At 39.8% G+C, this 20,603-nt stretch carries 16 protein-coding genes; 12 read left to right on the forward strand and 4 right to left on the reverse strand.

The genetic code is table 11. From position 1 onward, the window contains the following. The first annotated feature begins 86 nt into the window (after nucleotides 1-86). The 4 genes from H1R81_RS11600 (at nucleotide 87) to H1R81_RS11615 (ending at nucleotide 4,741) form a co-directional block, all read left to right on the forward strand. The gene (locus H1R81_RS11600) at nucleotides 87-884 is read left to right on the forward strand and encodes an MlaE family ABC transporter permease (protein WP_409013553.1); all 798 of its coding nucleotides are present in this window, start codon (nucleotides 87-89) and stop codon (nucleotides 882-884) included. A gap of 227 nt (nucleotides 885-1,111) precedes the next feature. Next, the gene (locus H1R81_RS11605) at nucleotides 1,112-1,867 is read left to right on the forward strand and encodes an ABC transporter ATP-binding protein (RefSeq protein ID WP_181840897.1); all 756 of its coding nucleotides are present in this window, start codon (nucleotides 1,112-1,114) and stop codon (nucleotides 1,865-1,867) included. Nucleotides 1,868-1,871: 4 nt separating this feature from the next. After that, nucleotides 1,872-2,915 carry an MlaD family protein gene (locus H1R81_RS11610; RefSeq protein WP_181840898.1) on the forward strand — a complete coding sequence of 348 codons (1,044 nt, stop codon included), beginning with the start codon at nucleotides 1,872-1,874 and terminating at the stop codon, nucleotides 2,913-2,915. 275 nt (nucleotides 2,916-3,190) lie between these two features. After that, complete coding sequence (locus H1R81_RS11615; protein WP_181840899.1) at nucleotides 3,191-4,741, forward strand: hypothetical protein; 1,551 nt, start codon at nucleotides 3,191-3,193, stop codon at nucleotides 4,739-4,741. A gap of 82 nt (nucleotides 4,742-4,823) precedes the next feature. On the opposite strand, the gene aspS is transcribed toward H1R81_RS11615, so the two are convergent. Continuing rightward, a complete protein-coding gene (gene aspS, locus H1R81_RS11620; protein ID WP_181840900.1) occupies nucleotides 4,824-6,575 on the reverse strand; it encodes an aspartate--tRNA ligase in 1,752 nt (583 codons plus the stop codon). 222 nt (nucleotides 6,576-6,797) lie between these two features. Between aspS and H1R81_RS11625 the strand changes: the two genes are divergently transcribed. Further along, a complete protein-coding gene (locus H1R81_RS11625) occupies nucleotides 6,798-7,427 on the forward strand; it encodes a hypothetical protein (RefSeq protein WP_181840901.1) in 630 nt (209 codons plus the stop codon). A gap of 198 nt (nucleotides 7,428-7,625) precedes the next feature. Here H1R81_RS11625 and H1R81_RS11630 read toward each other — a convergent pair whose 3' ends face one another. Next, complete coding sequence (locus H1R81_RS11630) at nucleotides 7,626-7,871, reverse strand: hypothetical protein (protein WP_181840902.1); 246 nt, start codon at nucleotides 7,869-7,871, stop codon at nucleotides 7,626-7,628. A gap of 98 nt (nucleotides 7,872-7,969) precedes the next feature. Beyond that, nucleotides 7,970-8,860, reverse strand: coding sequence for a LysR family transcriptional regulator (locus tag H1R81_RS11635; protein WP_181840903.1), 891 nt, complete (start codon nucleotides 8,858-8,860; stop codon nucleotides 7,970-7,972). 121 nt (nucleotides 8,861-8,981) lie between these two features. Between H1R81_RS11635 and H1R81_RS11640 the strand changes: the two genes are divergently transcribed. From H1R81_RS11640 to H1R81_RS11665, 6 genes are all read left to right on the forward strand, one after another. Next, nucleotides 8,982-9,467 (forward strand): GNAT family N-acetyltransferase, encoded by a 486-nt coding sequence (locus tag H1R81_RS11640; RefSeq protein ID WP_181840904.1) that lies wholly within the window; start codon nucleotides 8,982-8,984, stop codon nucleotides 9,465-9,467. Between the two features lie 19 nt (nucleotides 9,468-9,486). Then, on the forward strand, nucleotides 9,487-10,911 hold the full coding sequence (locus tag H1R81_RS11645; protein ID WP_181840905.1) for an aminotransferase class I/II-fold pyridoxal phosphate-dependent enzyme: 1,425 nt from the start codon (nucleotides 9,487-9,489) through the stop codon (nucleotides 10,909-10,911). A 45-nt stretch (nucleotides 10,912-10,956) separates the two neighbouring features. Then, on the forward strand, nucleotides 10,957-11,685 hold the full coding sequence (locus H1R81_RS11650) for a methyltransferase (RefSeq protein ID WP_310588074.1): 729 nt from the start codon (nucleotides 10,957-10,959) through the stop codon (nucleotides 11,683-11,685). Nucleotides 11,686-11,698: 13 nt separating this feature from the next. Beyond that, nucleotides 11,699-12,664, forward strand: coding sequence for a glycosyltransferase family 2 protein (locus tag H1R81_RS11655; RefSeq protein ID WP_181840906.1), 966 nt, complete (start codon nucleotides 11,699-11,701; stop codon nucleotides 12,662-12,664). Nucleotides 12,665-12,686: 22 nt separating this feature from the next. Next, nucleotides 12,687-13,985 (forward strand): M20/M25/M40 family metallo-hydrolase, encoded by a 1,299-nt coding sequence (locus H1R81_RS11660; RefSeq protein ID WP_181840907.1) that lies wholly within the window; start codon nucleotides 12,687-12,689, stop codon nucleotides 13,983-13,985. Between the two features lie 235 nt (nucleotides 13,986-14,220). Continuing rightward, nucleotides 14,221-16,551 carry a penicillin-binding protein 1A gene (locus H1R81_RS11665; protein WP_181840908.1) on the forward strand — a complete coding sequence of 777 codons (2,331 nt, stop codon included), beginning with the start codon at nucleotides 14,221-14,223 and terminating at the stop codon, nucleotides 16,549-16,551. A 6-nt stretch (nucleotides 16,552-16,557) separates the two neighbouring features. On the opposite strand, the gene H1R81_RS11670 is transcribed toward H1R81_RS11665, so the two are convergent. Continuing rightward, the gene (locus H1R81_RS11670; RefSeq protein WP_181840909.1) at nucleotides 16,558-16,752 is read right to left on the reverse strand and encodes a hypothetical protein; all 195 of its coding nucleotides are present in this window, start codon (nucleotides 16,750-16,752) and stop codon (nucleotides 16,558-16,560) included. A gap of 790 nt (nucleotides 16,753-17,542) precedes the next feature. On the opposite strand from H1R81_RS11670, the gene H1R81_RS11675 reads away from it, so the two are divergent. After that, nucleotides 17,543-20,599, forward strand: coding sequence for a TonB-dependent receptor (locus H1R81_RS11675; protein WP_229251114.1), 3,057 nt, complete (start codon nucleotides 17,543-17,545; stop codon nucleotides 20,597-20,599). The last annotated feature ends 4 nt before the right edge of the window (nucleotides 20,600-20,603 follow it).

Below are 20,603 nucleotides of genomic sequence, written 5' to 3' on the forward strand. Positions count from 1 at the left end.
ATACGTATATAAATTCTTTAAAAACGTAGATGGTTTATAAATTTAACGATATACTTTAATAACTTTGAGGCACCGGATCTCCACTAATGCAAGAAAATATGGGTTCACATTCAAGAAAAAATTTATTCTCTGAAAAAATAGATGATTGGCTTATTGGGTTTAAAGATGGTGCCGACTTCCTGCTGTTGTTCTTCAAGGAAACTCTTAGTGGAAATTTTGAATTTAAAGAATTTGTCAATCAATGCTACCGTATCGGTAACAGTTCACTGACACTTATATCGCTGACAGGTTTTGTAACAGGCTTTGTATTTACCAAACAATCAAGGCCGTCATTAGAAAGTTTTGGGGCAACATCCTGGCTTCCGTCATTAGTAACCATTGCCATTATCAGAGCTTTGGCTCCTTTGGTAACCTCTCTGATATGTGCAGGTAAGGTAGGGTCAAGTATCGGGGCAGAGTTAGGCTCTATGAAAGTAACCGAACAGGTAGATGCAATGGAGGTGTCGGCTGTTAACCCCATTAAGTTTTTAGTGGTAACACGGGTGCTGGCTACTACCATCACTATTCCTATCCTATCGTTTTATTGTGCACTCATGGCCATGATAGGGGTGTTTCTGAACGTAACTACCAACGAAGACACAAGCCTGCCGGCTTTTCTTGAGCAGGCATTTAACAGCATTATTTTTCTGGATATGTGGACGGCCGTTATCAAAGCTGTGGCCTATGGTTTCACTATTGGTATTGTGGGCTGTTATAAGGGATACAATGCGAGCAATGGTACGTTAGGTGTAGGTAAAGCCGCCAACTCGTCGGTTGTATTGTCTATGTTTTTAATATTTATTGAAGAAGTATTTATAGTACAAGTAACTAACTGGTTTAGATGATAAAATTTAGTGATTGCGTGAATTAGTGATTGAGTGATTAATTGAGAATTAGCCATTAATTAATCTTGAACTTTGATTTACCTGATTTATTGATTTTTATGATAAGATTTACAATCAATAATCAACAATAGTATAATCAATTTATAAATCAGCGCAATCAGGTTAATCAGCTAAATCACAGTTTAAGACATAATCACTCAATCGCTAAATCACTCAATAAACAACCCATGAACAAGGTAATAGAAATAGAACATCTTTATAAGTCATTTGGCGACAGGAAGGTTTTAATAGATGCTGATCTGGAAGTCTATGAAGGTGAAAACATGGTGGTTCTGGGGAGGTCAGGAACCGGGAAATCGGTTCTGATAAAAATCATTGCAGGGCTTCTGACTGCCGATAAAGGGAGTGTAAAAGTATTGGGGCAAGAGGTGACACAACTCCAGAAAAAAGAACTCAATGAATTGCGTCTGAAAATAGGTTTTTCGTTTCAGAATAGTGCGCTTTATGATAGTATGACTGTAAGAGAGAATCTGGAGTTTCCGCTGGTAAGGAATGTTCGGAATATGAGCAGGGGGGAAATCAATAAAGCGGTGCATAAGGTATTGGACTCGGTAAGTCTGCTAAAATCTATTAACCAGATGCCGGCAGAATTATCGGGCGGACAGAAAAAACGTATCGGGATTGCCCGTACACTGATTATGAATCCGAAGATTATGCTATATGACGAACCGACTGCCGGCCTTGACCCGATTACCTGTATTGAGATTAATCAGTTAATTAATGAGGTAAAAGAAAATTATAATACGAGTTCGATTATCATCACCCATGACCTGACCTGTGCCAAAGAAACAGGCGATCGTGTAGCGGTGTTATATGAAGGCAACTTTAAGTTTCAGGGGACATTTGACGAGGTGTTCAAGAATCCTGATCCGAGAATCAAGAATTTTTACGATTACAATTTTATAGAAAATCAAAAGAAATAGGTATATGGCGACCCCAGAATCTTCATCGAGAATAGCGGCCAAGGTTGGTTTATTTATTTTAATAGGTGTTATTATTTTAGCCGCCGGTATCCTTACGCTCGGCACCATGCGTAAATCGTTCATTAAACGCATAGATGCTACGGCTACATTTAATAGTGTTAACGGCCTTACCAAGGGTAACAATGTGTGGTATGCCGGAGTAAAAGTAGGTACAGTTCAGGAAATATCATTTACGCCAGACGCTAAGGTAAAAGTACTGTTTAGTATCGAAGACAAATCTCAGCCTTTTATCAAACAGGATGCTACTGTAAGAGTAAGCTCTGACGGCCTGATTGGAAACCCCATCATCCTGATTTCCGGTGGTTCGCCTGATGTCAAGATGATAGAGGCAGGTCATACTTTTAAGGCAGAAGCAGATGTTACGCAACAGGAGATGCTCTCAACCTTGCAGGCAAACAACAAGAATATTCTGGATATTACCAACGACCTGAAAGGGTTAACGGCTGATATCAGGGCAGGACAAGGTTCATTAGGTAAACTGATGAAAGATGAGGCGCTTTATGCCAGTATCTCTAAAAGTATGTCGACTGTTGAATCTGCTACGAGAGATTTGAAGAGAGGAGCTACTGCCTTAGCCACTCTGACAGATAAATTAAATGCAGAAGGCAATTTTATTAACTCCCTTGCTACTGATAAAGAGATTTATCCTTCTATTAAAAATACAGTTGCCTCATTACAGAGTACTTCGCAGACTTTGAAAGAGACGACGACTTCTGCCCAGAAAACCGTTGGCAATTTAGAGCAGACTACCAACGCTTTACTGAATAATCCTAATAATACGATTGGCGTACTGCTGCACGACCCGAAGGCTGCCAACAATATCAGAGAAACAATCAGTAATCTCGAAAGCAGTACCGAAAAGCTGGATGAGAATCTGGAAGCCCTGAAACACAATTTCCTGTTCAGAAGATATTTCAGAAATAAGGCCAAAGAAGAAGAAAAGAAAAAAGAAGAACAGCAGAAGATACAAACGGCGAATCCAAAGTGATAGCATTGTAGTATCATATCATATATGTAAAAATAGAACCTCTGATAGGGTTCTATTTTTTTTGCGCTATACTATTAATATACTTATTCCAGAACCACAAAATCTTAACCGTAGAATAACTTTTGCTTAGAAAATCGGTATATATGCTCACCGATTTTCGTTAATTCATTTATCTAATTATTAGTGCATTTTAAAATATACATTAACAATTAATTTCCATTAACTTCTATCCGAATATGGTCAAAATCGGCTAAAAAGTTAAAATTTCTTATCTAATGAAAAATCTCGTTTTATTTATAAATCTGATTATTTTATTATCAATGTTGTTGGTTAGTTGTAATAGGAATGAATTTATAGTAACACCTCTCATCATAAACAAATATTCCATTATTAGTGGAGATACAGTAAAAACTGTGATTAACAAAGATTACAAAAAGACTAAAGGTATAGATCTCAATGGAGCCAATTATCTTGTAGTTGGTGATACAATTATTACCTATAAGGAGCCACTCCTTCCGGCCCTACCTTCAGTTGCCCCTGATTTAAATAACCTGAAAAACAATGATGATTCTGAATTGAAGGGTAAACCTTTAAGATATGTGGCAATTGGCGGAAGCCTGACTGCAGGGGTAAGAGACGGCGGCTATTTTAACGAAGGTATTATTACTTCTTATCCCAACCTTATTGCAAGACAGATGCGTTTAGCAAAATTTGAACAACCATTATTTGAAAAAGAAAATTATAATGGGTATGGTCGAAAGGCCATAAAAGTATTTAATCCAACAGGAGGCCCAGTACCTAAATTTAACGAAGCTCATAATAATAGTGCAATCGTTTATGCAGATGAAAAAACAGTAACTTTAAAAGTATATCAGGAAAAAGAAGCTTTAGATAATTTTGCATTACCCAATTTTAGCGTCAGTGCTTTATTCCCTTGGCGTGGTACGAATGAATATGAACAAATTGGGCTTGGTGCAGTGAATAATGCTTTTTTTAGCCGTATTGCACCCAAAACAGAAGTTAATTCAAAATTAATTGATAAAATTTTCAGTAAGAAATTTGATTTTATCTCTATTGAGTTTGGTTATACGGAAGTTTTAAACTCTTTTTTACCAGGATACAAAAAAGAGTTTTTTAGCTCTGCTATTCCAGATAAAGAAACGATTTTCAGTAATGAACCTTCTACAGAGCTTAATATGTCGCTTTCTCCTGAACTGATTTTGATGCGAAAACTTCGAGAAAATAAAGGAACAAAAGCAGTACTATTAAATATTCCTGACTTTTTATCATTACCGTACTTTAAGTTTGTTCAAAATGAAATGGCTCAAAAAATAGTAGGTAATAGTGCTATTAAATATGAGAGTTATTTTGGTGATGGTATAAGTTATTTTGAAACACAGAAAGATTTGTTACTTCCTACATCATCAATTGATTCTTTGTTAAGTAATAAAATCCAGTTTGAGTTTAAAAAAGGCATTTATAATAATAAACCAGTAAGTTTTTGGGATATTTTGCATGATGCCATTAGATGCAAAGAAATTACTAATCGATATAATGAAGAAATTTTAAGTATGAGTGAGAAGTTTGGATTTCCAATTGTAGATATTAGAAACTTATATGAGAAAATAGTAAAAGGTCAGTTTGTAACTGATGACGGAATAAGAGTAGATGCCAGCTATTCCACTGATAACTTTTTTTCTTCTGATGGAATTAATCCCTCAGCTTTTGGGCAGGCTATTATTGCAAATGAGGTAATTAAAGTTTTAAATCGAAACTATAAAACAACTATATCACTGATTTCGACTAAAGAATATTTGGTTCGTTAATATTTTTCTGGATATTTTTTAGGTTAGACTTCTTAAACTTTATGTTTTAAGTAGCCTAACCCATTATTTATATTCTAATTTTTTACAACACCGTCTTAATCTTCAATTCATCCATTTGTTTCTGGTCGATGGTTGATGGTGAATCAATCATCATATCACGCCCTGAATTGTTTTTCGGGAAAGCAATGAAGTCACGGATGGAATCTGCTCCACCAAAGATTGAACACAGGCGGTCGAAACCAAAGGCGATACCTGCGTGCGGAGGTGCGCCAAATTCAAAGGCATCCATCAGGAAGCCGAATTGTTTTTTGGCCTCTTCTTCGGTGAACCCCAGGATACCAAACATTTTTTGTTGCAATGGTCTCTGGAATATACGCACTGAGCCTCCTCCTACTTCTGTTCCGTTAATGACCATATCATAGGCATTGGCTCTAATACTGCCTAAATCTTCTGTCTCTAATAACGGAATGTCCTCTGGTTTAGGACTTGTGAACGGGTGGTGCATAGCAAACCAGCGGTTTTCTTCTTCGCCATATTCTAACAAAGGGAAGTCTAAAACCCACAAAGCTTTAAATTCATCAGGTTTGCGTAAGCCCAGACGGCTACCCATTTCCAGACGTAATTCGTTCAGTTGTTTGCGTGTTTTGTTGGCTTCTCCGGCAAGAATCAATATCAGGTCGCCTGCTTTCGCCTCAAATTTCTCGGCAATTTGTTTCAAAGCTGCTTCATCAAAGAATTTATCGAACGATGATTTTAAAGTACCGTCAGCATTAAAACGGATATAGGCCAATCCTCTTGCACCAACTTGCGGGCGTTTCACCCATTCCGTTATTTCGTCAATCTGTTTACGGGTATATTCTGCACAACCCGAAGCATTGATACCAACAACCAGTTCAGCCGAATCGAATACCACAAAATCTTTTCCTTTCACTACGTCGTTCAGTTCCACAAACTCCATTCCGAAACGTGTATCAGGCTTATCTGAACCATATAAACGCATGGCATCGGCATAAGTCATACGAGGTACTTCCGGCATATCAATGTTTTTCACGGTCTTAAACAAATGACGAATCAAGCCTTCAAACATTTGCAGAATGTCCTCCTGTTTCACAAAAGACATCTCGCAGTCTATCTGGGTAAATTCCGGTTGGCGGTCAGCACGTAAGTCTTCATCACGGAAACATTTGACAATCTGATAATAACGGTCAAAACCCGATACCATCAATAATTGCTTAAAGGTCTGAGGCGATTGTGGTAAAGCATAAAACTCTCCCGGATTCATGCGGCTTGGTACGACAAAATCTCTGGCACCTTCTGGAGTAGATTTAATCAATACCGGAGTTTCTACCTCAATAAAATCCTGTCCGTCCAGATAATTACGGGTTTGTTGTGCCATTTTGTGGCGCAATTGCAGGTTCTGACGCACCGCATTGCGGCGTAAATCGAGGTAACGGTATTTCATTCGGATATCGTCGCCACCGTCGGTTTCGTCCTGAATCAGGAACGGAGGTAATTTGGCAGGGTTCAATATCTCTAAAGCCGTAACCTTAATTTCAATATCGCCTGTAGGAATTTTATCATTTTTTGATACCCGCTCAACTACCTCACCCGAAGCCTGAATCACAAATTCACGGCTTAATGTACGAGCCAGGGTTATCACGTCAGTATCGCTGCTATTTTCATTTAATATTAATTGAGTAATACCGTAGCGGTCACGAAGGTCAATATAAATAATACCGCCTTTATCACGAACAACTTGTACCCACCCGCATAAGGTAACTGTCTGATTTACATCTGCGATACGCAATTGTCCGCAGGTATGAGTTCTTAACATTACGTCTAAAGAATTATGTTGAGCAATTTTTTTGCAAAAGTAAGCATTTTAAAGCAAAGGTCTTAGGAGGTCTCTAAAAATTATGGCTTTTATTCAATTACCAAATATCAGCCGGATTCTACCAACTACTCATGCAGGTTACCAAATACTCATTTATGCTTTTATTGGATTTTACTATTCATTTATTTCAGGTTCTCAAATTCTCTAAAACAGATTATTGCCATGAAAAAAATCTTTACCTTTTTTGTTACTTGCCTGATAGCAAGCAGTTATGTCATTGCCCAGCACTCGGAAGCACTCCCCGGAACCCTCAAGGCAACTACGCTGAGCGGGGTAGGTAAAAGGCCAGTTTATTCGGACCCTGACGGGGTATTAATTAATCAGTCGTCGGGCGATGAATTATATATTTCTATTCCGGCAGCTGATTTTGGCAGTACAACTGACCAGGGGCCAATCAATTTTAATTTTGGTGAAGTAGCCGGAAACGGAGGCACGAATATGCGGCTTATAGCCCCTGCCGGATACCTGCCTTACAGAGTAAAAATCAACAAAATGCGGGTTTGCTTTAAGGATAATATTATTTCTAATCTGGAGGTAAGTTTATTTGAAGTGTACCCCGACCCCAGCCTTACGGCACTTACCACCACAACTTTAGCCACTGCAGTTTCGGCGGGTGCAGACCCGAAATATCGTTGTATAGATAAAGAAGTAGAGAAAGTTTTTGACTACGCAAAATTCAGTTATTATTTGCAGGCAAGACCTGTTCCGAATCAGACAGATAACGGTATCTGGTCAAGTAAAATTGAAGATATGTCTTTGGTACACGTAATACTATTTTATGCTTACTTATAAAGACAGTATTACAGAAAAACTTTAAAATCGGAAGAAAATCCGCATGAATTTATGTAGTTGGCCAACACATGAGGCAGATTTTTTGCCTATTAAAAATATAATTGTTAAATTTCCCCTTTAGTCACAGCAAAACATTTTGGAATAGGGCTGCTCTTTGGGCGGCTTTTATTTTTTGCGTAATTTTATAAGACGGAATATTCAGGCGGAGAAAATAGTCTGGCTTTGCTCAGTAATTCTTTTATTCTGGTGGTTAATGTAGTTATTAACAATTATGCAGGCTTCAAAATATTCCTTGGTTTCGTAGAAGTGCAGTAATTCGGTTAATTCTTCCATATCCAGACGACGGACAAATTTACCTAAATCGTCTAAGGAAAGGCTCAATAGTAATTTTTGGGAAGGCAATGTAAGCACATTACCTCCATGTAGTTGGGATGGGTTTGGCATTTATCTGGGATTCTTTTAGTATATTCGTAACTCTGGCTATATCGTAAATGTTCAACAAAAATAAATAATATTTTTATTTTCCCTAAACAAACTTTATTTTAAGGCTTCTTCTGGTCAGTTATCTGGTTCACAATATCAAAAAAGCGGCTCAATTCTTTTTCTCGCCCTCGCAGCCATACCATACGCATTTCCGATTTGGCACTTATATTTTTTAGTTCAATATGCCGTACATTCATGTTTTGTCCACTCAATGCTGATTTTGGCTCTATTGATACGCCTACTCCGGCTTCAACTAAACGGAGTACTGTATTCGTATTTCCTGATTGATAGGCTACTTTCGGGATGAACCCGTAGTTCTGGCATAATGCCTCTATACTTTCTACATAGCCCGAACTTTCACTGCGTGAGGGCAAGATAAAATTTTCATCGGCTAATTGCGCCAGTGAATGAAAATTTTCGGTAGTCAGCCAATGTTTTTGCGGCAATAGTATCACAAAGTTTTCGGTGTAAAGTGTACGGGCGTTTATCTCCTTGGGTACAATTATATTCGGCCCGAAACCTACATCAATCGTTCTGTTCAACAGGGCATTGATTTCATATACATTCGTCGATTCTATCAGCACCGTTTCCATCGAAGGTATTTCTTGCTGAATTTTGGCTAAGATAGCCGGCAGTAAAAACTGCATAGACGAACTCGAATGAGCAATACGAATTTCTCCGCCTTCTCCCCTGTGTATCCGGGCTGTTTGCTGGCATACTCTTTCAAAATTTTCTAAAATCCGTTTGGCTTCATCTCTGAAGTAGATACCTGCCTCAGTGAGTTCTACTTTTCTTTTATGTCGGTTGAATAACTTCACCTCTAATTCTTGCTCCAGTTGCATGATCTGGCGACTTAGCGCAGGTTGGGCAATGTAAATATCTTCTGCTGTTTTGCGATAATTCAGCCTTTCAGTCAGTTTCAAAAAATTCTCCAGAGTTCTTAAATCCATATACTATAGCAATAAAAATAATGTTCATAATTGATACCAGAATTGCATCAATTAATCAAAATTAAGTATTTTTTGTTATCATAAATAATTCCGTGTTTTGTATTTCTAATCTTTATTAATTATGTATAAGCCATTATCTACCATTTATGGGGTATCTTTAGCAGACAACATCCGGTTAGTACGAGCTGAATCAGAACACGTTGGATTAGTAGCCGAGGTATTTGATGCGTACCGCCAGTATTACGGACAAGTATCAGACATGGCAGGCGCAAAGCGATTTCTGGCAGAGCGGATAGCTAATCAGGAATCTGTTATCTTCTTAGCTTTAGCAGATAATCAACCATTAGGATTCACGCAATTATATCCGATGTTTTCGTCGGTTTCCATGCGTCGTTCATGGACATTGAATGATTTATTTGTGCAAGAAACGCTCAGAAGCAAAGGTATTGGCAAGGCTCTTTTAGCTACTGCCCAGCAGTTTATAAGTGCACAAGGCCACAAAGGTTTATTATTAGAAACAACGCCTGATAATACTAAAGCGCAGCGCTTGTATGAGGGCTTGGGCTGGGTGCGTGAGCAGAACTATTATTATTTCTGGCAGGCTTAGTAAAACAAATTATTAGCTTATGATGGAATCTCCCCTACAAAAAGCCTTTTCTCCAGACCTCTTCCGACAACAAGCGCATAGTCTGGTTGACGTACTGGCCGATTATCTTGAACAGTCGCAAAGCGGCTCTATGGAGACGGTTATCCCCTACAAAGACCCTGAAGAAAGTCTGGCTTTCTGGCAGGAAGATTACGAGCAAGGACAAGGCAATGTGGCTGATTTTTTCAGTAAAACTATCCAACAATCCAATCATTTGCATCACCCGCGCTATATGGGGCATCAGGTTACCCCACCTGTGCCTATCTCGGCTTTGGCAGGTCTGCTTAGCAGTATGCTTAATAATGGGATGGCTGTGTATGAAATGGGGCTGGTTTCTAATCCTTTAGAACGCATTCTTTCAGAACTATTGGCTAAAAAGATTGGTTTTGATGCCCATGCCAGCGGATTGCTTACATCTGGCGGCACATTAGCTAATCTGACAGCACTATTAGCCGCAAGAGCCGCTAAAACTGATGTATGGGAAGAGGGGAATACTGAAAAACTTGCGGTAATGGTCTCGGAAGAAGCGCATTATTGCATCGACCGTGCCGCACGCATCATGGGTATGGGTAGTGAGGGTATTATCAAAGTACCAACTAATGAGCGTTTACAAATCAGAACTGATTTATTGGAGCAATATTATCAGGAAGCCATAAACCAGGGCTTGCGTGTGATAGCCATTATAGGCAGTGCCTGCTCTACCTCGACCGGAAGCTATGATGATCTGGAAGCTATTGCCGCCTTTGCCCAAAAGCATGACCTATGGTTTCATGCTGATGGTGCTCATGGCGGGGCAGTGGTATTTTCTGAGAGATATAAACATCTGGTAAAGGGTATTGATCAGGCTGATTCGGTAGTTATAGACTGGCATAAAATGCTGATGGCCCCAGCTTTGATTACTGCTGTGATATTCAAGCGGAATGATGATGCCTTCAAGACTTTTCAGCAGAAAGCGCAGTATTTATGGGCCAATCAGCATTCGAAAGACTGGTTCAATTCAGGCAAACGTACTTTTGAATGTACCAAGCTGATGATGAGCGTAAAGGTATATGCGATACTGAAAGCGCATGGCGAGCAGATTTTTACAGACAATGTAGAGTACCTGTATGATTTAGGGAAGCAATTTGCCACACTTATTAAAGCCCGGCCAAACTTTGAACTTGCCTTAGAGCCGGAAAGTAATATTGTTTGTTTCCGCCTGAAAAATGAGGCTGGTTCATTGAACGAATTAAATGCCAGTATCAGAAAAAGACTTTTAGAAGAAGGTAAATTTTATATTGTACAAACGACTTTAGGTGACAAGCTTTATCTGCGGACAGCTTTGATGAATCCGCTTACTACTGAAACTGACCTTATGGCTTTACTTGATGAGGTGGAACGGTTGGGTATGGTGGTTGCTTCCTAAATTCTTCAAAAATCGTTATCTTCGCCCCTTTTAAAGTTAGAAGGGGTGCCAAAATCTTATTTCCAGTTCAAGCAATTCATTATCTATCAGGATAAATGTGCCATGAAAGTATGCACCGATGCCTGTATCTTAGGGGCGTATGCAGAGGTGGCAGAAGTGAACAAAATTCTGGATATAGGCACCGGAACAGGGTTATTATCGTTGATGCTGGCACAGAGAAGCAAGGCTACTATCGATGCTGTTGAAATAGATAATGATGCTCACACGCAGGCAAAAGTCAATATTACTGAAAGTCCGTTTGCTGATAGCATCAGGCTTTATCACCAGTCTATACAGGATTTTAGTCAACAACGGTCGGGTTCAGAAGATAAAGGCTATGATTTAATTATTTCCAATCCACCGTTCTACCAGAATTCTCTGCAATCTCCCGACCATCAAACCAATAAAGCCTTACACGCCGCAACTTTAACTTTTGATGAATTGCTTGATGCCGTTATGAGCCTTTTAAGCCCTGATGGTCAATTTATAGTATTACTTCCACCTTTTGAAGCCCAACAACTGGCAACAGTAGCTCAGAAAAAAGGTTTATATTTGTGCGCAAAACTGCTGATAAGGCACAATCCTCAGAAATCTGTGTTCAGACATATTCTCAGTTTCAGCAAAATGCCTGTCTCAGCATACACCGAAGATATATTAGTGATTCATGAGAAAAATACCAGTGGGTATTCTGATAAATTCCGGCTACTGTTGAGCGATTATTACACGATTTTTTAGAACTTTGCTCCTAATGAACCAAGCACTTCAAATATCGGTCGTTATACCTTTATATAACGAAGCAGAATCTTTACCTGAACTACACGACTGGATTGTGAGGGTAATGCAGGAAAATAACTTTACATACGAAATTCTTTTTGTCGATGATGGCAGTAATGATGGTTCGTGGGAGGTCATTCAGCAGATTGCCCGGCAGAATCCGAAAGTCAAAGGCTTTAAATTTGTGCGTAATTATGGAAAAACTGCTGCCCTGCAAACAGCCTTTACGCATGCCGAGGGCAAAGTAGTGATTACGATGGATGCTGATTTGCAGGACAGCCCGGATGAGATTCCGGAGTTATACCGTATGATTACCGAAGAGAAGTATGACCTGGTATCGGGCTGGAAAAAGAAACGATATGACCCTATTACCAAGACCATTCCAACCAAGCTGTTCAATGCGGTTTCCCGCTGGGTATCTGGCGTGTATTTACATGACTTTAATTGCGGGCTGAAAGCTTATCAGTCAAGAGTAATCAAGAATATCACGATTTATGGCGAAATGCACCGGAATATTCCGATTATAGCCAAATGGAACGGTTTCAAGAAAATCGGCGAAAAAGTAGTTCAGCACCGCCCCCGTAAATATGGCAGTACCAAATTTGGTCTGGAGCGTTTTATTTACGGTTTTCTTGACTTACTGACGGTTGCCTTTGTGAATAAATTTGGCCGCCGGCCCATGCACTTTTTTGGTACTATGGGAGTGCTTTCGTTTGTCATAGGAAGTTTAATGGCTTTGTATCTGCTTTTTGAAAAACTATATAATATCAGCCAGGGGTTACGCTACCGTAATGTGACCGATAACCCGTTTTTCTTTTTAGCTTTGATAGCTATTATTATTGGCTCTCAATTATTTTTAGCAGGCTTTATCGGTGAGCTTTTTGTAAAACAGACTTTCAAAAAAGACGAATATTTAATTGAAGAAAAAACAGGAGAATAATTACCAAACCAACAAACTATCTATGAGAATCATCAGACTAACCCTTATCCTCTTTCTTATCACGTATGTTTCGCAGGCACAGAAGGTAAACAAATTAATTAAAGAAAATGAAGTGAAGCGTATCATCAGCACGTTGGCGGCCGACGATATGCTGGGCCGAAACTCGATGCAGCCACAGCAGATTGAAAAAGCCACCGCTTTTATTGCCGATGAATTCAGGAAAATTGGTTTGCAGCCATTAAAAGGTGCAAATGGATTCAGACAGGAGTTTCCTATTACGAAGATAGATGGGTTTTTAAGTGCTGAGGTAATGATTAACGGACAGGTGATTCCGAAAGATAAATATCTGCTGATGTCTGATAACGAAGAAATCAACTGGACATCTAATATTCCGGTGGTAATTGTCGGAGCAGGAGATACTTTTACTCCGAACCAGTATATGAGCGACTCAACCAGCAAAATAATTGTGGTTGATGCAGCACATGAGTCCAAATTAGCAGGTTTGAAACGTTTTATGGGCCGTGCAAGGTTGTTGTCAAAGCCTTATCCGAAAATTGCAGGGAATATTCTGTTTGTATCGGGCATCAGTTCGGTAGACAATTATTCTGTGAAAATCAAACAACGCAAAGAAGCCTTTATGATGACTAACGTGGTGGGGGTGCTTCCGGGTAAAAGCAAACCTGACGAAATGGTTGTTTTTTCAGGCCATTACGACCACCTGGGTATTCAGAAAGCTGTTGAGGGAGATTCTATCGCTAATGGTGCTGATGATGATGCATCGGGTACAACAGCGGTTATTGCTTTGGCCAACTATTTTAAAAAGCTGAAAAACAACGAAAGGACGATTGTTTTTGCTGCTTTTACAGCAGAAGAAATCGGTGGATTCGGCTCAAAGTATTTCTCTCAGCAATTAGATGCCGATCAAGTAGTAGCCATGTTTAATATAGAAATGATAGGTAAGGCATCTAAATGGGGGATGAATTCAGCCTTCATTACCGGCTTTGAACGGTCGGATTTCGGGACAATCTTACAGAAAAATCTGAAAGGCACAGCATTTACGTTTAATCCTGACCCGTATCCGCAACAAAACCTGTTTTATCGTTCGGATAATGCTACTTTAGCTCGTCTGGGCGTTCCGGCACATACTATATCTACCGATCAGATTGATTCAGATAAATTGTATCATAGTGTAAACGACGAAGTAGAATCGTTGGATATTCAGAATATTGTTGCTACTATCCGTGCTATTGCCTTAAGCTCTCAGACTATAGTTGCCGGGAAAGATACGCCTACACGGATTGATAAGAGTACAGTGAAGTAATAAAGAATTCTAAAATTTGTAGAGACGCAGCGGTTTGCCGCCCAATGCGTCTCTACGAAAATAGCAGATTAAACCAACATCCCCGCAACACAATAATTAAGCAAATCTTTCGTATGATAGGTATCATTGGCATAGGATATATGCACCAAAAATGAGATTTTAACGTTATTAGCTTTTGCATCAAAACGCAAAAATGCTTACGTTTGCTTTTATATAACACCCTTTCCTCACCAAAATGAAGTTTAAATTCCCGGAATTAGAAGCAGGTAGATATAAGAAAATCATTTCAAGAATCTGGAAGTTTGCCGGATTTACCGCTATTGCAGCCATTGTATATCTGATAGCCGTAAGTTTTAATTTATTCTGGCTGTTTGGAAAAATGCCAAGCCCCGAAGAAATTGAAAATCCGAAAAGTGATGTAGCTTCTGAGATTATCTCTGCCGACGGAAAAGTAATCGGCAAATTTCTTTACGAAAACCGTAGTCCTATCGAGTTCAGCGAACTCTCTCCTAATATTATTAATGCTTTAGTAGCTACCGAAGATGTTCGTTTTACGGTACATTCAGGTATTGACGCCCGTAGTACATTGCGTGTGGTGACCGGTCTGTTTTCGGGTCAGAGAAAAGGCGGTGGTAGTACTATCTCACAGCAGTTGGCAAAAAACCTTTTCAAACTCCGTGAAATCGACTATTACAAAGGCCCGTTGTATGCAGTGCCGGGTATCAGACAGATAATTATCAAAACCAAAGAATGGATTACAGCCATTAAACTGGAGCGCAGATATACCAAGCAGGAGATAATGGAAAAATACCTGAACACCATCGAATTCAGTAGTGGTGCTTTCGGTATCCGTTCGGCCACCAAGACTTATTTCAAAAAAGAACCAAGTGAAGTGACACTGGAAGAAGCAGCCGTATTGGTGGGTATGATTCAGAACCCTTCACGCTTTAATCCGAAGTTTCACCCGCAGGCTTCAAAAGCCCGTCGTAATATTGTTTTCGATCAAATGGTGAAATATGATAAGTTGTCGCCTAACAGAGCAGAGTTATTAAAACAAGTACCTATTACATTGAAGTATCAGCCTGAAAGCCATAATACAGGCCCGGCACCATATTTCAGGGAGTTTCTGAAAGGCTGGCTGAAAGAGGAAATTGCCAAAGAAGGCTATGATCCTGACGATATTTATACCAAAGGTTTCAAGATTTATACAACCATAGACTCGCGGATGCAAGTATATGCCGAAGAAGCAATGCGGGAGAACATGAAACAACAGCAAAAGATTTTTTATGAACACTGGAAGGGCCGGAACCCCTGGACTTTAGAAAAAGCGGGTACTTCGGGCAAATATGTTGAAATTCCGAATTTCATTGAGAACATTGCTAAAACCACACCCCGTTTCCGTGAGCTAAAAGAAGAATATAATGGTGATCTGGATAAGGTCTGGAAAGAAATGAATCGTCCGAACAAAATGCGTGTGTTCTCCTGGAACGGCGAAAGAGATACTGTTATGTCGTCGATGGACTCAATCCGATATTATAAACACTATCTGCACTCAAGTTTTCTGGCGATGGATCCCCGTAACGGGCAGATTAAAGCCTGGGTTGGTGGAATTAATTATAAATACTTCAAATATGACCACGTAAAACAGGGAAAAAGACAACCAGGCTCAACATTCAAGCCATTTGTGTATGTTACGGCCATTGACAACGGTTTCTCTACCTGCGAACACGTAGTTGACCAGCCAATTACTATTCAGGTACCTGGTGGTAGCTGGACACCTAAAAACTCTGATGGGGTATATAGCTACAGGTCGCTCACGCTCCGGCAGGCATTAGGACAATCAATCAATACTGTTAGTGCTTACCTGATTAATCAGTTCAAGGCCGGCAATGTAATAAACTATGCTCATAAGCTGGGTATTAAAAGTAAATTAGATGAAGTACCTGCGCTTTGCCTGGGTATCAGTAATGTTTCTTTGTATGAAATGATGGCAGGCTATTGTGTGTTTGCCAATTCGGGAAAATATACAGAACCCCTATTTGTAACGCGAATTGAAGACAAGCATGGAGAGCTGGTTAAAGAATTTTATTCTGATAGTAAAGAGGTAATCAGCCAGGAAACAGCCTATAAGATGATACACCTGATGCGTGGTGCTACCCAGCCGGGTGGAACGGCATTCGGGGGGTTATCAAGATACGGGGTTTTAGATGGTAATGAAGTAGCCGCTAAAACGGGTACGACCTCCAATTATTCTGATGGCTGGTTTATGGGCATCACCCCTTCTTTAGTTGCTGGTGGGTGGACTGGTGGAGACGACCCGACGATTCACTTCAGGACTATTGCTCTGGGGCAAGGCGCACGGGTATCGTTGCCCACCTGGGGAATGTTCTTTCAGAAAGTATATGGAGATAAAACCCTTGAATACAAAAAGGGCTCATTCCTGAAGCCCTCTACTGTTTCAATATCAGGAGATTGCGTATTTGCGGCCGGAGAAGGGTATCATATTGATTCAACTCAAAAGTACACTCCGCCAACTGCAAAACCCGCAGACGATGACCAATTATAGGTGAGTTTATGCTGCCATTGGCGCAAAATCCATATCTGGTACTGCTTCTACTTCGGTAGATTCAAGAACCATATAAGCAGTCTTCGGCTGTTTTCTTCTGGTGGCGAATTCATTCCAGTTTGAAATGACTACGCTGATTCCGCAGACTAAACTCAGTATTACATACGGAATTTGGATTAGTATTACAAAGAAGTGTGACATACAAATATTAGTTTCATGGTATGTCCAGAATATCTAAAATCTTATGCCATAGCTTATGGATATGTATCGGCCAAAAGATGAGGAAAATAATCCTCATCTTTTTGTTTTTTTTGTTGATTGCTCTCTGGAATCTACTTCTATTTTCCTCTTTTTTTTCTCTAACGCTGGAGATTTCAACTACGCACAGCCACAGGCTTGATACAATAACATGAATTATTTAATAAAATATTTGCTATCTACTAAGTTTCCAAATCGGTGGCTGAGCCAAGCTGAAACCACACGATTAAAGAAAATGCCAGACTTCAATCAATATCAATCTTGTACTTTTCTTTAACAATTGCTTAATAACCCCTTAACATTATAAGAATACAAAAAACCTACTTTTGCGCTTGAAAATTAATAAAATCAAGGTCTTACAAAGTCACGTGCAAGGAATTTCATCAACCGATAGTGCCAATCTTCCAATTGTCCAATATTTCCATTTTTTGACCCAATTTTTCAAAAAATTTAAAACGTTTGCAGAACGATTTAAAACGTTTGCATAAAAAAACGTAAGAATAATAATATTTTTTATTGTTAAAATGCAACAGATTTCAAGAAATTAGAAAATAACACCGGTAATCTGAAGATTCATAACTACCTGACAGAAAGCATTGTTTTCATAGCAGATGATAATACTCTGGAGGTTGTAAATATTGCCTTTATTTCTATGCACTATTATTTATCAAAATACCTCACCCTTTGTAAGTACCCAGTTCAAACATCAAATTGTTTAATTAACCATCTTATCATGATGAAACACCTTGCTACCTCTCCCCCACGGTTAAAATTCCTATTGGGGGTAATTATGTTTGCTTTTGTGTGTATGCCACAGGTATATGCGCAAAAAGCAATATTCGCCAGTGTGAAAGACTCACGTAGCACCAGCAACGTTGATAGTAAAATCGTAGAACTCACCGTGAAAGGTCGTGTAACAGATGCCGGAACAGGCGAAGCCTTAGTTGGTTGTAGTGTGGTTCTGAAAGGCACACAAAAAGGAACAACGACTGATGCAACCGGAAACTATTCAATATCAGTAGCTGACGAAAAATCGGTATTGGTATTTGGTTTTATCGGCTATACCAAACAGGAAATTACTGTTGGCAATAACACCACACTGGATGTACAGTTGAAGTCTGAGGCGTCTGATCTGGCGCAGGTTGTGGTAATCGGTTATGGTAGTGCTACCAAAAAAGATATGACAGGTGCTGTAAAATCTCTGAAAAGCACTGAGTTTAATAAAGGTATCATAAACTCACCAGAACAGTTATTACAAGGTAAAGTTGCCGGTGTGAATGTTGTGTCGGCAAGTGGTGAGCCAGGTGCTTCACAAAGTATCACCATCAGAGGCCCCGGTGGATTACGTACCGGAAGTACGCCTTTGTTTATCTTAGACGGTATGGCTCTGGATAATTCAGGCACAGGGGCTGCAATTAACCCGCTGACATTCCTGAACCCGCAGGATATTGAATCAATAGACGTTTTAAAAGATGCCTCTGCAACGGCTATCTATGGTTCTCGTGGTGCCAATGGTGTAATTCTGATTACTACCAAAAAAGGCAAAGCAGGTTTCTCTACCATAACCTATTCAGGAAGTGTGGGTATATCGAAAATGGCAAGAGCTTTACCAGTGTTTACAGCGGATGAATTCAGAACTCAGGTAAAAGCGGTAGGTGGTACTTTAGACGATTTAGGTGGTAATACTGACTGGCAAAAAGAAGTAACACAAACAGCTATTACGCAAAACCATAATATTTCGTTGGGTGGTGGTGCTGACAAGCTCACTTACTACGGCTCATTTGGTATCCAGAACCAGGAGGGTATCCTTAAAAACAGTAACCTGAACCGCTATACAGGTCGTATTAATATTTCACAAAAATTCCTGGATGACCGCCTGACTGTTGATGTAAACCTGAATGCAACCTATACTACCAATTCAAGACCTCCGACCGAGAGCCTGATTGGTGGAGCTATTTCAGCCAACCCAACGTATCCGGCCTATGATAACGCCACAGGTAAACCTAAGAATTACCCAAGCTTTACAAATCCGCTTATCACACTTAGATTACAAAAAGATGCTTCTACTGTTAATCGTGTGATAGGTAATATCTCTCCGTCGTTCAAAATCACAAAAGATTTAGTATATAAACTGAATTTTGGTATTGATAACTCGACCGGGGTACGTGATATTCAGTCGTTAGCCAATTTAGAACCACAACAAGATGGCAGATTGGAAACTTATAATACCTGGAACAGAAATAAACTGATAGAAAACTATCTGACTTATACGCTGAACACTGGTGCTCATAACATGACTGCACTGGCAGGGCACTCATACCAGAAAATATTTGTACAAGGTCGCAATACAAGCATCAATAAATTTCCGATTACCGACATCGAGCCTATCTATAACCCAGGCTTAGGTCAGGAACTGACACTTGCCAATAATAAGCCTGGCGGATATGCTCTGGTGAATGAGTTGCAATCGTTCTTTGGCCGTGTAAACTATCAGTACAAAGATAAATACTTAGCCACTGCTACTGTTCGTGCTGATGGTTCGTCTAAATTCGGCGCTAACAACAAATACGGTGTATTCCCGTCGTTCTCGTTAGGCTGGAGAATCTCGGAAGAAGCGTTTATGAAAAATGCCGGCTTTACAGACCTGAAACTGAGAGCAGGTTGGGGGCAAACCGGTAACCAGGAGATTCCTGCCAAAATTACTCAGGCCTTGTTTACTTCACAGGTATCGTCATCAACGAGTTATCCTTTATATCCGACAGGGGCTTTTCCGGCCGGTACATCTTATACTCGTTTAGCTAACCCTAATATTCAGTGGGAGGTATCAACCCAGACTAACATAGGTTTAGACTTTGGTTTGTTACGTGGAGCTTTAACGGGTGCCGTTGATTATTTCCATAAAGTATCAAACAACATTCTGTTAGAGGTTATCCCGGCTGACCCAGTGCAACCAGCAGGTACTTTCTGGACTAACGTGAAAGACATGACCATTACTAACAAGGGTCTTGAAATAGAGCTGAACTATCGCTACACAGCAGGAAACGGACTACGATTTGATATTGGCGGTAATATGACCTTCATCAATAATATCGTTAAAAACTCGCCTTATACTGTTATTCCATCGGGTAATGCTACGGGTGCAGGTTTAACATCGGCCACCATTAACGGCTATGTGAGCGGGCAGCCTATCGGTACTTTCTTCCTGAAAGAATTTACAGGATTCGATGACAAGGGGCTGAGCACTTACAGAGATGTAAATGGCGACGGTGTAGTAGGTGATAACGACCGGATTGCAGCAGGTAGTGCCTTACCAACCAAGCAATACAATATCAATGGTAATATTGCTTTCAAAGGTTTTGATTTAGCAGTTAATTTCAATGGGGTATCAGGTAACAAAATCTATGATAATACAGCCAATGCCAATTTCTATAAGCTGAGATTATCAAAGAGCCTGAATACGACTCCTGAAGCTATTGCGAATCCGAATGAGTCAATCAACAACTCAGCTCCGGTTTCTACGAGATTCCTGAAAGATGGGGCCTTTTTCAGATTGAATAACCTGTCTTTGGGCTATAATGTAAACACCAAAGCTATTGGCCTTGGCAAGTGGGTACAAGGTTTAAGATTATCAGTAACCGGACAAAACCTGTTTGTAATTACAAAATATGATGGTTTTGACCCTGAGGTAAACATTGACAGAACTATTGGTGGTATTACTTCTTATGGTATCGATTATTTAAGTTATCCTAAGGCTCGTTCGGTGGTATTTGGACTGAACGTTTCATTATAAAATT

Source organism: Emticicia sp. BO119 (assembly GCF_013912375.1).
Classification (GTDB): Bacteria; Bacteroidota; Bacteroidia; order Cytophagales; family Spirosomataceae; genus Emticicia.

Bases quoted from the DNA above. Each gene is read 5' to 3' on its own strand.
- H1R81_RS11670 (WP_181840909.1), bottom strand. From the start codon at position 16,752: ATGTCACACTTCTTTGTAATACTAATCCAAATTCCGTATGTAATACTG.
- H1R81_RS11645 (WP_181840905.1), top strand. From the start codon at position 9,487: ATGATGGAATCTCCCCTACAAAAAGCCTTTTCTCCAGACCTCTTCCGA.
- H1R81_RS11605 (WP_181840897.1), top strand. From the start codon at position 1,112: ATGAACAAGGTAATAGAAATAGAACATCTTTATAAGTCATTTGGCGAC.
- H1R81_RS11610 (WP_181840898.1), top strand. From the start codon at position 1,872: ATGGCGACCCCAGAATCTTCATCGAGAATAGCGGCCAAGGTTGGTTTA.
- H1R81_RS11640 (WP_181840904.1), top strand. From the start codon at position 8,982: ATGTATAAGCCATTATCTACCATTTATGGGGTATCTTTAGCAGACAAC.
- H1R81_RS11635 (WP_181840903.1), bottom strand. From the start codon at position 8,860: ATGGATTTAAGAACTCTGGAGAATTTTTTGAAACTGACTGAAAGGCTG.
- H1R81_RS11615 (WP_181840899.1), top strand. From the start codon at position 3,191: ATGAAAAATCTCGTTTTATTTATAAATCTGATTATTTTATTATCAATG.
- H1R81_RS11600 (WP_409013553.1), top strand. From the start codon at position 87: ATGCAAGAAAATATGGGTTCACATTCAAGAAAAAATTTATTCTCTGAA.
- H1R81_RS11630 (WP_181840902.1), bottom strand. From the start codon at position 7,871: ATGCCAAACCCATCCCAACTACATGGAGGTAATGTGCTTACATTGCCT.
- H1R81_RS11665 (WP_181840908.1), top strand. From the start codon at position 14,221: ATGAAGTTTAAATTCCCGGAATTAGAAGCAGGTAGATATAAGAAAATC.
- H1R81_RS11625 (WP_181840901.1), top strand. From the start codon at position 6,798: ATGAAAAAAATCTTTACCTTTTTTGTTACTTGCCTGATAGCAAGCAGT.
- H1R81_RS11660 (WP_181840907.1), top strand. From the start codon at position 12,687: ATGAGAATCATCAGACTAACCCTTATCCTCTTTCTTATCACGTATGTT.
- H1R81_RS11675 (WP_229251114.1), top strand. From the start codon at position 17,543: ATGATGAAACACCTTGCTACCTCTCCCCCACGGTTAAAATTCCTATTG.
- H1R81_RS11655 (WP_181840906.1), top strand. From the start codon at position 11,699: ATGAACCAAGCACTTCAAATATCGGTCGTTATACCTTTATATAACGAA.
- aspS (WP_181840900.1), bottom strand. From the start codon at position 6,575: ATGTTAAGAACTCATACCTGCGGACAATTGCGTATCGCAGATGTAAAT.